Here is a 16,040-nt window from a genome sequence, read left to right as displayed (position 1 = left end):
GTACATTTCCCTCCATGGATTGTCTTATATATAGTGCTAAATGACCCAATCGCTTAAAACAGGAACTTGGGGAGCACTTCCTACTTAATCTTTTACTTGGCATTACAACTTTCGCCCTTTTTCTTCTGATTTCATTCTATCATATCCATCAGCTTTCGTAAAGCAGGCCTATATTCCCTGCATTTCTTATAATATCTTACAGCATTTTCATTATTTCCCAGGCATTCATAAATCACTCCGATATTATAAAAGGCAAGATATCCGTTTACGCCATCCACCTTACTGCAAGGCTTTTCAGCTGCCTTTTCAAGTTCAATGATAGCCTCTTCAAACTTACCATTGTTCATTAGTATTAAACCTGTCAGAAATAAAAAGTCTGCAGAATGGCTAAACTCATCATAAATATTTAACATCTGCAAAGCCGTTTCATACTGTCCCGTGTTAATTAAAGTATAGCCATAACTTTCAACCATGTCCTGAACATATTCCAAACGTGGGTCCAAATCAAAATACAGAGCATGCCCAAAGTACTCACAGGCACTATGATAATCTTCCTCCATATAAAAACTCTTTCCCAACTGGTATAAAAGGTAAGGATCCTCCGGGTCTTGCTCCTGTGCAGCCTTTAAAAGTTTGATATTACGCTGTGTTTTACTCCGGCGTGCTGTTAAATCCCCTTCATATCCCAGATGCTCTACCACTATCGGTACATCATAGGTTATGCTGACAGTTTGTGCAGCCTCTCTTTTGTAAAGGGGAACAAGCTGTTCATGAATCCTTCCTTCGTACTGATAGAGTTCCTTCGAAAACAGCCGGCTCACGCGCTCCCGTTGTTTATATGTATAATTGTTCCGTGTATACTGACTAACTATAAGAATCCTGCCGATTCCCTCCGGACATATATGGTTCAGCCTCTCCACCTCATCTCTGTCCATGCTTTGTAACTGTTCATCTGCATCCAGCACCAGAATATGCTCATTGCTTGCTTGGCTGATAGAATAATTTCTGGCTGTCGAAAAGTCATCCTCCCAGATAAAATCATACACCCTGTCCGTATATCTGCAGGCAATTTCTTTCGTTCTATCAGTCGAACCGGTATCTACGATAATCATTTCATCCACATAGCCAGCTGCGCTTTTAAGGCATCTCTCCAGATTGGCCTCTTCATTCTTAACAATCATACAGAGACTAATACTATGCATATTTCTCCCTTTCTCCTGTCAGGTCAGTTACTTTTAGCAAACCCTCTGCACACAATATCCATCATTTCCTTTACCCGCATGGGGTAAGTGTGGCTTTCCTCTATCCGCTTTTTTCCGTTCCTTGCAATTTCTTCTCTTTCTTCCTCATGTTCCAGATAATAGGCCGTTTTCTCCAGCAAATCCAATTCACTTTCATAGACTTCCAATTCCTTGCCGATGACAAAATGGGAACTTAATTCTTCCTGGTAATTTGTAAGGCAAAAGCCACCTGCCGACAGGATATCCATGGTCCTTAAATTAATACCGGTCTGAATGCAGCGCAAGGTAGAATTAATATTAATCTTACTCCTTTGGAACACTTTATACATCTCCGCCCCATAGGGAACTGTCCCACAGTTGATTATGTTGGGCACTTCCAGCCTTTCGTTGGAATACAGGTATATCCTGAAATATTGGGCTAAATAACGAAGCATACTCTCTCTCTCAAGATTTGCTGTTTTCTTTGCCAAAAACTGACTTGCAAAAATATCCCTGTAACTTGCCCAATACTGGTCTCCCAAATCCATTTTAATATATTTTAAGATTTCGCCTAATAGTTCCTCTGACAAAAGTTCCGGCAGCATGTAGTAACCATAAACCCTCCTCTGTGCCTCCATAATGCCCTCCAGATATCCTTTTAATCTATCCGGCAGATATTTAATTTCGTCAAATAGATTATATGTCTGATAAAGAGCCCCAACAAAAGTAACCTCTGAAGAATATCCTGTAGAATCCTTTTCTATTCCTGTTACTCCCGCCAATGGAAGATAATGAACTGTCTGAATTCCCTTATCTCTGAATTCCTCGTACTGTCTCCTGTCAAATAAAAAGATATAATTATTGGGACTTCCCACTTCGACTGAATACATCGTAAGCAATGGGCTGTCATAAACCCATGACAGATACCTTATATTAGTATTTCTTGCAATAATAGACAGCATCGGTAAAAAGTTAAAGGTGCACAGCAACTCATATCCCTTATCCTTTATCCTCTCAACTAGCCGATTCTGAAAAACCATATCATCCTCATCCAGCATATGGGGAACCTTCATATGAGTTACCTCATATCCCTGATTTTCAAGCTCTCTTATCCAATTTTCAGCCCCATAGCAGGGCCATTCCAGAAACAGTATTTTCATATTATCTTATCTCCTCAGTCCCTCTGTTACAGCATAGAAGACATCCCCTACTCTTTGTTGTAAGGAAAAATCTTCCTTAACTCTTCTCCTTCCCCTTATTGCAATTTGCTTTCGCTCCTCCTCGTGTTCCAAGTAATATTCAATTTTATCCTGTAGTTCTTTCATATCTTCATATACGACAATTTCCTCTCCGATAACAAAGGAGGACGCTATTTTGTCCTGATAATTTGTTATAACAAATCCTCCTGCTCCCATTACACGAAGCATATCATAGGGAATTCCCGTTCTGCACTTACGGGAAGCAACATTGACATTCACAGTGCAAAGCCCATCTCCTTCATGGAAGATCTCCATATCTTTCATTATCTGCACCGCTTCCTCCCGTTCGTTCCGTGTTATCGTATCGCATAAGAAATCATCTATCCGCACCTGAAGGTTTTTTTGATAATAGTCTTTTCCCCTCATTGGCTCTAACAGAATCTTTCCCAATTCTGTTTTTCTTTTCTTTGTTATTAAATTCGGAAGGAAATGGTACCCGTACACCCTCTGCTGTGCTTCTATCAACCCCCTGACATACCCCTTCATATATTCAGAGCAATCTTCCTTCATATAATAAACAGGATATTCCATATTCCAGTTACACAATCCGACAGTTCCCGGCACCTCTGAAAGTACGTCCGCCTTAGCCCCCGGTGGTAGATAAAATATATGCCCGGGATTCTTCTTCCAAAACCTCTCAGCTATATGCCCCTCCGCAACAAAAACGAAGTTCCAGGGATTTTGTATCGTACTGGAATATAGAGTATTCCAGGATTCTCCTATAATCCAGGCAACATACGGAACCTTTTCTACAAGGCAAGCTCTTGAAATAACCGGAATATACTCCATGCTCCACACCATATCTGCTCCGTACTCTTTGATATAATCTGAAAGAGCCTGTATATATTCCACATCGTAGTCCTTATCCTTAAGAATCCTTGCGAATTCTCCCACCTCAAGTGCCTCTCTTCTTAACTCCTCCGCAACTGCCGTCTCCATTCTCTGCCCCACTTTACATATTACCGCACGCATCTGCTTTTCTCTCCTTCCTCTACAATTCGAAAGATTTCCTGCAGCCGCATTTTATAGCCATGATATTTTTTAACCTTCTCATAACCGTTTCGGGCAATTTTTCTTCTCTCTTCTTCGTGGTTTAAATAATATTCGATTTTTTGCAACATGTCTTCCTCATTAATGAAATAATCGAAATCTACTCCCGGCTCAAAATGCTTCAGCATATCAGCCTGATAGTTCGTTAAAAGGAAACCTCCGGCGGCCATAATATCCCAGCATCTTAAGGGGATTCCTGTTTTAATGGAACGAAGTGTCATATTCAAATTAATCTTACTATGCCTGAATACCAGAGGCATCTCTTTATAGTAATCTACACCGCCTTTATTTACTGCCTTCTTATACCTCTTTGTACTGCTTAAGGTAAATACATTTAAAGCAAAGCTTTCAGATACCTTCTTTATCATATTACGCCTTTCCCTTAGCGTCACATTGGGAGCAAGGTAATAACCGGCATAGAGACTGACAGAAGAAGCAATGGTTCCCTCTTCTTTATCCATTTTAAGCCCCTCCAAAATACACTTCTGGATATCCGCCGGCTCTAATACCTCCTCCAGAAAATTTGCACTCTGCAGCTGTGCTTGTGCCTCTGCTATTGCATCTGCATATCCCCTAAAAAATTCCGGACTTGCTTTATAAATTTTCCTTTGGATATCCGTCTTTTTTTCGTAAAGCTTCCCCACAAAGGCTACATCTCCTTTAAAACGATCCACCTGCTCCTTTGTCTCCGTAATGGTATCTATATAGATTGTCTCCGCCGCCAGAGGCATGTAATAGACATTGCGGATTCCCTCTCTCTTTAATCCATCGCATTGATCCTGGTCAAAGGAAAATATATAGCACTCCGGATAATATGCCGTTGTATTCCACACCTGAAAAAGGGGGCTGTCATAAAGCCAGGATATATATATAACCCCATTCTCATGACAGGCTCTGGCAATGGCACTAAAAAAATTATAGCTCAATACTATGTCAAAGTATTGATAAGATAACACTTTAATAGCCTCCCTGACATAGCTCTCATCTGTGTTGTCCTTATTTGGATTAAACTCCACCCTCTCTACTTCATGCCCCAGTTCCTCCAATGCTTTTACCACATGCATCGCGCCAAAGCATTGCCATTCAATAAACAAAATCCTCATTTTAACTCCTTCATTCTATATTCAAAAAATGCCGCTAAACCGTATTCTCATTCTTACGGTCCGGCAGCTCAGTTACCCTTATCTATATATCGGCTAAAAATCCAAATGAATTAAGCATATTCGCTATTTTATAAACAAAAAAAGCCGATATAATATCGGCTTTTTTGTTTTTGTTAAGTATTATCTTAATAAAGAAAGAACACCCTGTGTTGCCTGATTTGCCTGGGCAAGCATTGACTGAGCAGCCTGCTGAAGAATACTGTCTTTGGAATACTTAACCATTTCTTTTGCCATATCAACATCACGGATACGGGACTCTGCTGACTGTAAGTTCTCAGCTGTATTGTCTGCATTAGCAATTGTATGCTCCAGACGGTTCTGCATAGCACCCATTGTAGAACGCTGATTGGAAACATCTGAAATCGCTTTGTCAATAACAGAAAGCTGAGCGGTTGCATTTGCATATGTATCCACACTGGCACTAACAGCATTAACTGCTAATGTAGTTGCATCCATCTTGCTGATGTTAAAGGAAATGCTCTGGCTTCCGTTTGCTCCAACCTGAAGGTTCAGGCCTGTGGTAGAAAAGCTACCTGACAATAATTTCTGCTTATTGAATTCTGTCTGCTCTGAAATTCTTGTAATTTCTGATGTGAGCTGACCTAACTCTTCTTTGATTGCATCACGGTCTGTAGATACATTGGTATCATTAGATGCCTGTACTGTTAATTCTCTCATTCTCTGAAGAATGGAATGAGTCTCATTTAACGCGCCTTCTGCTGTCTGGATAAGAGAAATACCATCCTGGGCATTGGTGGAAGCCTGCTCTAAGCCTCTGATCTGTCCACGCATTTTTTCAGAGATGGAAAGTCCTGCTGCATCATCGCCTGCACGGTTGATTCTGTAACCGGAAGATAATTTCTCTGTTGACTTAGAAAGATTTGTGTTGGTAACGCCTAATTGTCTGTTGGTATTGGCTGCTGCCATATTGTGTTGTACTATCATATGTAATTCCTCCTTGAATGTTCAGCAGCATCCGTGCTGCTGTTGTATTTAAGTAAATTTACTTTACTTATTATATATATCGACATTTCTCTCGGATACTTTATATCTAAACTTGATTTTTTTATTTTTTTTTGTCTAAAAAGTAAGATTGCCCCTCCTGATGCTGGTTGGTCATATTCTGCTGGTATCTGTCCGCCACCTGACTGCTGTTCTTAAAGCTTCGTATCTCCTGACGCTTTCCTGCCAGAAAAAAGAGGAGTTTTTCCTTGTTCTTTGATTCCAGAGCCTGAAGATTTACGCTTTTTTCAGTGATACTGCGTATCAGCTGCTGCGCTTTAAGAATGCTTTGCTGATACTCGGAATTTCTTGCATGAAGCTCCTTTTCCACCCGCTGGTACAAAGCCTCAAAGCCATCCTCCAGCATGTTCAGATTCCTGATGAGCTTCTCCTTCTCTTCCATGGCAGTATCAAACTTATCCATAGAGAAGTCTTTTTCTTCCAACAATTTCTCCTGCTCTCTGGTAATTCCCATTAAGGAGGTAAGAAGTTCTTCCTTCTTATACAAAGTATCCAGGAGAATATTTATATATACCGCATTTTGATCTTTTGCCATCTTATTCTCTCTCTTATTGTGCCTTACTTAACTTCATGACCTCTTTCCAAGTATCTCTCATTTCTCTGATATATCCAAGGGCCTCCTCCAAAATCTCCTTCTCCTTCTTCACGTTAGCATCTACCAGGCGGCGATAAATATAATCATAAACCTGTTCGAAATCTTTTGCTACCGGGTACTTGTGATCCAGAGTGTAACGCAGCTCCATAATAATATTCTCAGTCTTCACAATATTGAGATGAACTTTCTCAATGTCACCGTTTTCGATTGCCATCATTGCTATATTAGCAAACTTGATTGCTCCTTCATATAACATTAATGTAAGTTCTGCCGGAGAAGCCGTCTGTATTGCATTATTCTGATAAGTCATAGCCGCATTAATTGCCATTGTTTTTTCCTCCAATTGTCTCCATCACTATATTAATCTTAGATACAATCAAATCAACTGCCGAGCAGTCCGGCCAGAGATTTACTGCTGGACTGTATCTTTGCAAGTGCCGATTCCATTGCTGAGAACTGCTTATAATACCGGTCCTCCATGTCCTGCAGTCTGGTTTCCCAAGCGGATATTTGCTTGGTATAATCGGTGACTTGATTCTTCATCTCTTTGTCATTATAAAAAGTTAATGCACTGCTTATGGAACTGCTCTTCATCTTGTCCTGCATAGAGGTATAGAGCTTACCAAATATCCCAGAAAGTGCACTTGCCACCGCATCCGGATCCGAGGAAAGAGCTTCCTTCAGTTTATTGGTATTGACTGAATAGGTAGAATCATCGGGATCACCCTGAATATGAAGCAGTCCCTTTTCTGTATAAGCCCCTGTTGTTATCCCTAAAGTAGCCAAAGAATAACTCTTGCCATTAACCGTTACACTGCCCTGAAGACTGGTTCTTAAAGTACTTAAGACACTATCCAGTGTGTCATCCCTTCGAAGAAGAGAATCTTTAATTTTGCCTTCCCATAACTCAATCTGCTTATCAGACATGGATTCCTTCTGGTCATCGGTTAAAGGTTCATAGCCTTTGGCAGAATCCGCGTTGTACAGAGTATTCATCTCCGTCAGGATATCATTATAAGCCTTCACGAAGTTCTTGACCATATCATAGGTAGCCTGTGAATCATTCGTTACACTGACACTTACAGTAGTCCCGGCCTGTGCACCTACCAGATTATAAGTGATTCCAGCCGCTGTAAAAGTATTTCCGGTAGTCGTTAATTCAGCTCCATCCAATATAACCGTTGAGTCGGCTGCTTTCTTTAAGATAAAATCACTTGCGCCCCCTGAACTGGTTACAGATGTCTTTCCATTAACCGTAGTCATTTCCGTATCTGCGAGTCCCAAATTTTTTAACTTTCCTGCTAAAGGCGCGGAAATTGAATTGGAATACGCTGTGTAAGCTGTTTTATATTGGTTTGTGGCAGTGGAAATGGATGTTGCCCCCGTATCCAGCTTTAATTCAGCAGCCTTTGCCGTTACCAGCGCAGAGCCTTCTGCCGTGGAAGTATAGGAATTAGCCGCATTACTTACAGCTGTTGCCAAAGTATTCTTATAAAGTTCTTCGGCTTTTTTCTTAAGAGCTTCCTCTTCTGTAGTGCCATAATTGTATACATCTTTATACAGTCTTTCATACTCAGCCTTGATAGCATCATTTCTCTCATCAACGGTTGCGTAATTTACTGTACCTTCGTTCATTTTCTTATTGATATTGTCTGTAGCTTCCTTCATAAGAGCTGACTTGGCACTGTTTATTGCAGCTTCCGTGAAAGTCTCCGGAGATTTTACTTTTCCGTCACTATCCAGCTCATAATAGCTTTTCTGAACAGCAGTTTTTATATCCTCATAAGCCTTCTTGATATCCTCCGTACCCACTCCTGTTGCTGCATTATTAAGATCATTCAGACGGTTTTGGCTTACAATCTTCTTGGCTGCCTGAGTATAAAAGCTCTCTTCCATGTCAGAGACCTTCTGCTTCGCATTCTGAAGGTTCGTCCATGCAGTTACCTTATCCGTAACAGAATCATCCTCGTAGAGCGCCTGCTTCTTTGCCAGATCTTCCAATAAAGAACGGTAGCTTGACACCTGTGAATCCGTAAGACCCGCTGCTGTTTTTAATGCATCCGCTGCTGTTGAAAGTGCTGAACTTGTGGATGTATCCATTGTATAGGTCTGGATGGAAAATGCATTGGCTTCCCCACTGTTCTTACCGCTTATAAAGAATCTCCCCTGGCTTTCATCAAAGCTTGCGTTAAGGCCGGCCGCCTTCATGGTATTTACCACGTCTGCAACCGTTGTATCAGCCGTGACTTCCAGATTCTTAACGGTTGCACTGCTTCCCGCTCCGGAAGTAATCCTAATGATAGTTCCTGCGTCCATTACGCCTTTCGAAACCAATGTATCGGTGCTCTTTAAGTCAATCTTTCCCCCTGTTATGTATTGAGCAGAAGCAAGGTTTTTTACTTCTACTGTATGGGAACCGCTTCCGGCCGCAGATGATGCTGTTGCCGTTACCATATTCTCATTAGAGGAAGTTACTTTCTTCGCGGTATAATTTCCTGCCAAACGCACCTTTGAGAGTTGATCTGTATACAACTTATACAGCTTCGTGTTCAAATCAGCCCATTTTTCCTGTTTCCATCCCAGTTTGGTCTTCTGCTGCTCCAGCTTCGTCTTCTTTGCAGACTTCGCTGTCATAAGCTCTTTTATAATCGAATCGGTATCTAAGCCAGATATCATTCCCGACATTCTAATCGACATACTTCCTCACATCCTTCCTACCTCTTCTCATCTACCAGTATACCTGCCAGTTCCCAAACCTTAGCTAACATTTCAAGGCTTTTTTCAGGCGGTATTTCTTTGATTACTTCATTCGTTGTTTCATCAATCATCTTAATTGAAATTCTGTTTGTTTTGTCATCTACCGAGTATTCGCATCTTGTTCTTGTTGCCTTAAAGTTTGCTTCCGATATGGTTGCTTTAATTTGCCTTGCTGCTTCATCCGGGTTCTTTCCTGTAGTATCGCTTTGAGGACCATCAGCTTCCTTATCTTTGTATATTGCTGCAGGCACCTGTGTTCCGGCAGTCGCTGCAGTAATCGGACCCTGCTTTACCGGAGTTCCAGCGGAGTAAACCGGATCCTTTGAAACCCTATTAGCGGTATCATTGTAACCACCTGCTGTAATACTATCAATTGCCATAATAATCCACCTCCATGTTGTTATTGCTCATTTAAGCATCCTTGCTTATAATTAAAGTAATAAGATAATTTAATGCTGCTTCTTTTTTTATCGACATATATTGTTATTTTATTAATAGTTCCCATACATATCACAGGTCCACTTGCGATACTGCCCGAATAAAAAGTGAAAAATACTTTTATTGAAATAAGTTTTTTAAAGCATCCGCCGAAATTTCGCTGGTTGCTGCTTCTTTATTAGAATCTTGAATCTGAAGATAGATTTCTTTGCGGTAAATGGGGATTGCTTTGGGAGCATTAATTCCTATTTTTACCTGGTCACCTTTCACTTCAAGAATAGTAAGTTCTATGTCATTACCGATTATAATAGATTCACCGATTTTCCTGGATAATGCCAGCATACTATTCCCCCCCTACCTCTTTCATCTTCCGGATGACCTCATAAATGTTGTATCTTACCGGATAGTCATTATTCTCAACTATAATCTGGCATCCCTTTCGGGTATCCGAGTTAATAATAAAGGGAGCTTTCAGATTCACGGTTACCTTCGTCTTATCTTCCGGCACTGTTATTGTGACTAAAACCAATGCGTTTTCATCACTTATTTCGCCCAAAGGAGTTAATAAGGCATCTTCTATGGTCGGATTATAATCAGCCTTTACATATAAAGGATTCATAACCGGAATGGCAAGTCCAGGTTCTTCTACGCATTGAAGCCATGATATCATAGGTTTTTCACCTTCTTCGATATCATACAGGATAGTATACTTAATATATTCTTCAAAGCCCATAACACCCTGCGGAAATTCTATTATTTTATCTTCTTCCAGATCTATTTCACCAAAATATTTCGTTTTTATAAACATGGTATGATTATCCTTCCTTCCTTAAATGCTGTGGCAATATTCTCTCCTTTTACAGAAAATCCAACAGGCTTGCTTTCACTATTTTTCCTGCTGCATTTAGGGATGCATTATATATAACCTCTGCGGAACTTAATCTGACATAAGTTTCAGCAACATCCGCATCTTCATTATTTGACATCAGCTCTTCAAAGTTTACTTGCTGGCTTGATAATCTGTCTTCTGTAAGATCAAGTCTGGTAGAACGGGTTCCCAAGTCTGCTACGGCTGTATTTAATTTATCCTGGGCATTTTTGCTTCCAAGTATTCCTTTATTAAATTTATCCTGCATTATGTCAGTCTTTAGTTTAAATTCCGTCTGGAGATTGGTTAAGGTTGTATTCAAATTATCAATAGCAACCTGTGACAGACTTTTGTCTTCCAGATTTTTTTTAACTTCTGCTATTTTACCTTCTACCGCTTCTACATCTTTAACCGCATACAGAATTTCATCAATATCCCTGCCTATACTGTGGTCAAAGGCATCTTTTGCCTGTGTATTGATTGTAAGGCTTTGATTGAAATTTATTTCGTACTGGATTTGCTGGTCGAATACCTTATATGTTATATTATTGGTATTATCCTTGCAGTCAAAGTAACTCTCCGGTTTTAAATCCCCCGTCTCAAAATTGCTTTTCCCATAATCCACAGTGATTTTTTGGGCTCCCTGCATCGAGGCATATACCGTATCGGATAAAATCAATTCACCGGTTTCCGGAATATAGTTTACCTTGCCAGAAGCCGGATTATACGGATCAATAGCAGTATTGGATAACGATGCCTGTACGATATCAGCTGCAGCTATTGTTTTTGTTACTCCATTTTTATCTACATAGGTTATGTCTTTATTCGGTATTCCGCTTAGATTCGAGGCATCAAGATTCTCATAGGATAATCTCAATCTGTGGGTATTTATCGTAGTGGGTGCTGCTGTATCCGGTCCGCCCCCCACACCGTAAGATATTTTTGTTATCGCATCCAAATCATTACCGGTAAAATTTTCTGTAATCGTATAATTCACAGAAGTATTCTCTTCAAAGCTTAAGCTGGAATTTGTTTTATAACCTGTAAAGACATATCTTCCGGCATAATTTGCATTACCTTCCTGATAAATCTGCTTTTTCATTTCATTCAGTGTTTCCACTATACTGCTTCTGTCAGAAGCTGTTAAGGAATCCGTTGCTCCCTGTACACAACTGCTGTTTATCTTTGTCATGACTTGATTCATATTTTTGAGAGCTTCTTCCGTTACATCCATCCAGGATCTGGCATCAGGAATATTCTTTTCGTAATACTGATTCAATTCCGACAGGTTCGTCCTTAATTTCAATGCTCTGACCGCTACAATAGGATCCTGCGAGGGACGCTGTATCTTTTTGCCCGTAGAATATTGTTCATCTAATGTGTTAAGAAGATTCTTATTCTTATTGATACTCGTCATCATATTATTGGTCATCATCTTATTGGTTATTCTCATCTGTGTGCCCCTTTCCCGGATTGTTTCAAACTGCCGGTTGGTCTATGCTATATCTCTTACCAAGCTTTATACTCCAGTGCCATTAATCAGCTTATCATATATTTCATTCATAACAGAAATAACCTTTGCTGACAAATTATATGCCTTCTGGTACATCACCAGATTCATTGCTTCCTCATCCACATCTACACCGGACACTGAAAGTCTTTGATTGCTGATTACACCTAAAATGTCTTTCTGGTTTTTGGCATTATTGGTTGCCTTTTTGGAATCAATCCCCACCTCTGCTACCATTGTCTGGAAGAAGGAAGAAGGTGTTCCCTGTTTGAACATGCCCGCCTTGTCTTTCAGTGCTATTAATTTGTCAACTACTGTCTTGTCCTCTACTCCATTTGTAATTTCCTTACCGGAAGTCGCAATCATAGAGGGGTTTTTAAAAACATCTGCCGCTACCGAAAAATTACCTGCTGTTAAATTATAATATCCTATTGTATCAAGATTATAATCATCTCCGGTGGCAGGTGAAACTCCCGTAAAGAAATTAACACCCATGTTATTCTTCAGATCGTATCCCGTCTTATGGATGGCATTGAAGTTTTCAGAAAATGTTCTGACCAATTCATTAAGCTGGCTCATATAGTAGGGAATACCTTTGTAATCAATACTCTCTCCAATAGCTGCCGTACTGCCCGGAGAGGCATTGGTTGCCTTATCCAGATGAAAGGTATATTCCAATTGCTGGGTTACTGCGTTTTTTGTGACCTCAAAGCTGTTATATTTGCATTGTTGATTATCTATTGTAATATAGCCTTCTGAGGGGATATTTAGTTTCTCAATATCATTAATGCTGCTTTGCCCAAGAGTAACTGTTTTTTTGTCCGTACTTACTGACTGCACGGTTCCTTTCAATGTCTCCTGATTATTGCCGTCTCTGACCTGCAGCAGGGCGCTTAAATAGCCTTGGGAAATACTATTCTGAAACGCAAAATTATTTCCATTGTTCCACTGTATTTCATAAAGTCCATCTGCGTCACTTTGGTTTACTTTTTCAGTACGGGGCACTACCTTCAAAGTATTATATTCTCCGGTATTGACAAGAACTTGCCCTTCGATTTTTACGACATAACTGGTAACACCTACGTTCTGTCCTACTACATTTTCATCAACGGATACATTCACAATGCCGGACAGCTCATCTATAAGAAGTCCCCTCTGATCTCTTAGATCATTTGCAGTACCGCCGCCTGCTTCCAAAGTATTTATTTGCTTTGTCACCTCAGCAACCTGCTGTCCCAAAGAATTTATCCTGTCTACCTGTGTTTTTACTTCAAAATTACATTCCTGCTGTATGCCTGTAAGGCTGTTAGCCATACCGTTAAAATATTCTGTCAGGTTCTTGGCATAATTAACCAACTGCGTCCTTGTTGTAGCACTGGAAGGATTCTTCGATAATTCCTGAAGGCTGGTGAATAAGGAATTATATGACGTCGTAAAGCCCGCAACGCTGACCTCATTAAAATAATTTTCTATCTCTGTCATATAATACTCTTTTGCCTGATACTCGCCGTAGGTAGTATTACTGCTACGGTATTTCAAGTCATAGTAAGCATCCCTTGCCTGAGTTATTTCGGTGGCAGTTGCTCCTGCTCCCACCATACCATAAGAACCGTTTACTCTGATCGCATTCGCTGCCTTTTGGTTCAGAATCTGCCTTGTATAGCCCTCTGTTTCTGTGTTGGATATGTTATGGGCTGTGGTATTAATGGCTGCCTGATATGTATATAACCCGGATGTTCCGATATTTAATCCAAAAAATGTTGACGGCATCTTTTATACCCCTTCTTTTATAGTCTGGTTACGATATGCTCCATCATCTGGTCAATTACTGTGATAAACCTGGAGGATGCATTATAAGCATGCTGATATTTTATCAGGTTTGTTAACTCTTCATCAGATGATACTCCCATAATTGATTGTCTCTGATCATCAATGTTTTGAACCATGGTTGCCTGATTCTGACTGATTGTATTAAGCTCATTTCCCCAGGTTCCGATTTCTCCCGTGAAGTTTGTATAATAATCTTTAAATGTTGAAACAGCAAGACTGTTCGGTGAAAGAGCGGCAAAGGGTTTATTCCACAGAGCTAATAATTTTTCTGCTGACTTTACATCAACCCCTACTACTTCTTTTCCGGCACTTAAAGGAAGCTTGGAATAATTATTGGAGATTTCAGGATTAATTTCAATCTCTCCCAATGTAAACAGAGAGTATATATCAGAAGAGTTTTCTTTATTATATATTCTCACATTCTTTATAGTGGTAGTCCCATCACCGTTATCAATTGTCACCGGCACCGAAGCACTGTATCGGTCTGTGGATTTTCTGTTAAATAAAGCTTCTCCCTGAGTATAGTCCGGCTTGTCCATGCCATAAGGTGCGTTATCCTCGTCCAGTATCATTATCTTTTCACCGGCATTCAGAGTAACACCATTTGGCAGGGTAACATTGCCCGCTAACGTAACTTCTTTATTGGGAGAAAAGATATCATTAATTGAGGTTACTATTCCATGGATAAGCTGGTCAAACTGTGCCTGGGCTGTCATAATGACCGAAACATTAACCGTGCTGTTGTATTCTTTCACTTTACCTGCATAATCGGCTAATGCCGCATCATAGTCAGCATCTGACATACCTGATGTCTTAACCGGCTTTACCGGTATGTCTGTATAATTGGCCTTGTCGGAACCTCTTGACACCAGTAACCCTTTTAAAGAACCAATATCTGTATTATTTTCTGTTGAAATCGGCAAATCCATCCGGTACACATCTCTGTTAAAAGAAGCCCAAACAGGCTTTAACAGATCCGATGACTCACTGACCTTTGCCACATCCATCTTGTAAGTTTCATTTTCCGTAACCAGAGGCATATCCTCTGCACTTACTGTTACTACTCCAATTGAATTTTCTTTGTATGTAATATTTATGATACCGCCAAGCTCATCCAAAAGATTATTTCTTTCATCTCTTAAATCATTGGCATGTTCCTGGCCATTGCTTTCATATAAAGATATTTTTTGATTAAGATTATATATTTTATCCGCAATATCATTTACAGTGTTTACCTTTTCCATAATCTGCTTATTCAGATTCACCTGATAATTGCTTAATTGTTTTGATATATTATCGGCTCTTTCCAAAAAGCTCCGTGCATCCTCCAGAAGAGACGCGCGGTTCTCAATAGTATCGGGAGTTTTTGCAAATTCCTGCAGGGAAACCCATAAATCATTAATCGAATCCTGAAAGGCAACTCCCTCCAACTCACCGAACATACTCTCCACTTCTTGTACTGTCTCATATTGAGTCTGGTAAAACCCCTGTCTTCCAAGCTCTGTACGGTAAGATTTGTCGTAGAACATATTACGAACCTGTCTTACGGTTTCAATGTCTACACCAAGCCCCGTCTGGAGGGTTGATATGTGGTTTACTCCCCACTTCTGGTATGCAAAGTCAGCCATTACTACCTGTTGTCTCGTATAGCCCTTGGTATTGACATTAGCCAGATTGTGGGCTGTTGTATTAAGTGCATTCTGGCTTGCAGTAAGTCCTGAAACCCCTACTTGTAAGCTGCTTGATAAGCTCATATAATTTCACCTGCTTTTGTATTATTGTCCACCGGCATTCCGGTTCATTCCATTCTGCTACTGCTTCGCATCAAACATCCCTGGCTGCGCAGAAAGCATATCTACCTGGGCTGCTCCCTTATTGTAGCTGTTATTCCCCGGTGACGTCCTTGCACTTTGTATAAAATTCATATTGAACTCAATCATCTCCAGGGATTGTTGTATCAAAGATTTGTTATGATTATTGATTTGCGCAAGATTTTGAACGGTTCTTTTCAGAGTGTCGTGTATTTCTATCAGCTTGTTCTTCTCAACCGGCTGCTTTTCCATCATCTGTATGACAGTCCTGATATTAATGGCCCTTGGGTCTTTGCTGACCACTATGCCTATATTTTTTATAATCTCTTCCCTCTTCTTCTCCATCCCGCTGATTCTATCTGCTAATATCTGCTCTTTCTCGGTTACTTCCTGGAGACTTTTAAGGTCATTCTTAACAATAACCTGGGTTTTTTCTCTGGCCATGGGAAGAAGCTCCTGATAAATTTCGCATTCCTGGCTCAGAGTTGTTATTAATTCTTCGATTAAACTAGCCAC

Annotated in this window: 15 protein-coding genes; all 15 read right to left on the bottom strand. The window is 40.2% G+C overall.

Annotated features, from left to right (window positions below):
* Positions 1 to 131 precede the first annotated feature (131 nt).
* On the bottom strand, positions 132 to 1,202 hold the full coding sequence (locus tag BUF11_RS10110) for a glycosyltransferase (RefSeq protein WP_073588711.1): 1,071 nt from the start codon (positions 1,200 to 1,202) through the stop codon (positions 132 to 134).
* A 23-nt stretch (positions 1,203 to 1,225) separates the two neighbouring features.
* Positions 1,226 to 2,380, bottom strand: coding sequence for a glycosyltransferase family protein (locus BUF11_RS10105; RefSeq protein WP_073588710.1), 1,155 nt, complete (start codon positions 2,378 to 2,380; stop codon positions 1,226 to 1,228).
* 6 nt (positions 2,381 to 2,386) lie between these two features.
* Positions 2,387 to 3,451, bottom strand: coding sequence for a glycosyltransferase family protein (locus BUF11_RS10100; RefSeq protein ID WP_073588709.1), 1,065 nt, complete (start codon positions 3,449 to 3,451; stop codon positions 2,387 to 2,389).
* Positions 3,439 to 4,632 carry a CgeB family protein gene (locus BUF11_RS10095; RefSeq protein ID WP_073588708.1) on the bottom strand — a complete coding sequence of 398 codons (1,194 nt, stop codon included), beginning with the start codon at positions 4,630 to 4,632 and terminating at the stop codon, positions 3,439 to 3,441. Before BUF11_RS10095 ends, BUF11_RS10100 begins: the two co-directional genes overlap by 13 nt.
* A 180-nt stretch (positions 4,633 to 4,812) precedes the next feature.
* The gene (locus BUF11_RS10090) at positions 4,813 to 5,637 is read right to left on the bottom strand and encodes a flagellin N-terminal helical domain-containing protein (protein ID WP_073588707.1); all 825 of its coding nucleotides are present in this window, start codon (positions 5,635 to 5,637) and stop codon (positions 4,813 to 4,815) included.
* Between the two features lie 121 nt (positions 5,638 to 5,758).
* A complete protein-coding gene (locus tag BUF11_RS10085; protein ID WP_073588706.1) occupies positions 5,759 to 6,250 on the bottom strand; it encodes a hypothetical protein in 492 nt (163 codons plus the stop codon).
* 13 nt (positions 6,251 to 6,263) lie between these two features.
* Positions 6,264 to 6,638: a flagellar export chaperone FliS gene (gene fliS, locus BUF11_RS10080; RefSeq protein WP_073588705.1), complete on the bottom strand. Its 375-nt coding sequence runs from the start codon at positions 6,636 to 6,638 to the stop codon at positions 6,264 to 6,266.
* Between the two features lie 53 nt (positions 6,639 to 6,691).
* Entirely contained in the window at positions 6,692 to 9,007 is a 2,316-nt protein-coding gene (fliD, locus tag BUF11_RS10075) for a flagellar filament capping protein FliD (protein WP_084558584.1), read from the bottom strand.
* A 17-nt stretch (positions 9,008 to 9,024) separates the two neighbouring features.
* Positions 9,025 to 9,447: a flagellar protein FlaG gene (locus BUF11_RS10070; protein WP_073588703.1), complete on the bottom strand. Its 423-nt coding sequence runs from the start codon at positions 9,445 to 9,447 to the stop codon at positions 9,025 to 9,027.
* A gap of 178 nt (positions 9,448 to 9,625) precedes the next feature.
* On the bottom strand, positions 9,626 to 9,847 hold the full coding sequence (gene csrA / locus BUF11_RS10065) for a carbon storage regulator CsrA (protein ID WP_073588702.1): 222 nt from the start codon (positions 9,845 to 9,847) through the stop codon (positions 9,626 to 9,628).
* A 1-nt stretch (position 9,848) separates the two neighbouring features.
* A complete protein-coding gene (fliW, locus tag BUF11_RS10060) occupies positions 9,849 to 10,313 on the bottom strand; it encodes a flagellar assembly protein FliW (RefSeq protein WP_073588701.1) in 465 nt (154 codons plus the stop codon).
* Between the two features lie 49 nt (positions 10,314 to 10,362).
* Positions 10,363 to 11,826, bottom strand: coding sequence for a flagellar hook-associated protein FlgL (gene flgL / locus BUF11_RS10055; RefSeq protein WP_073588700.1), 1,464 nt, complete (start codon positions 11,824 to 11,826; stop codon positions 10,363 to 10,365).
* Between the two features lie 66 nt (positions 11,827 to 11,892).
* Positions 11,893 to 13,653, bottom strand: a complete 1,761-nt coding sequence (flgK, locus tag BUF11_RS10050) for a flagellar hook-associated protein FlgK (RefSeq protein ID WP_073588699.1) — start codon at positions 13,651 to 13,653, stop codon at positions 11,893 to 11,895.
* 17 nt (positions 13,654 to 13,670) lie between these two features.
* Entirely contained in the window at positions 13,671 to 15,467 is a 1,797-nt protein-coding gene (flgK, locus tag BUF11_RS10045; protein WP_073588698.1) for a flagellar hook-associated protein FlgK, read from the bottom strand.
* A gap of 57 nt (positions 15,468 to 15,524) precedes the next feature.
* A complete protein-coding gene (locus BUF11_RS10040; protein ID WP_084558583.1) occupies positions 15,525 to 16,040 on the bottom strand; it encodes a flagellar protein FlgN in 516 nt (171 codons plus the stop codon).

The organism is Anaerocolumna xylanovorans DSM 12503, assembly GCF_900143645.1.
Taxonomy (GTDB): Bacteria; Bacillota; Clostridia; order Lachnospirales; family Lachnospiraceae; genus Anaerocolumna; species Anaerocolumna xylanovorans.
Note: the sequence above shows the minus strand (reverse complement) of the source record. Positions and strands in the feature narration are given on the sequence as shown.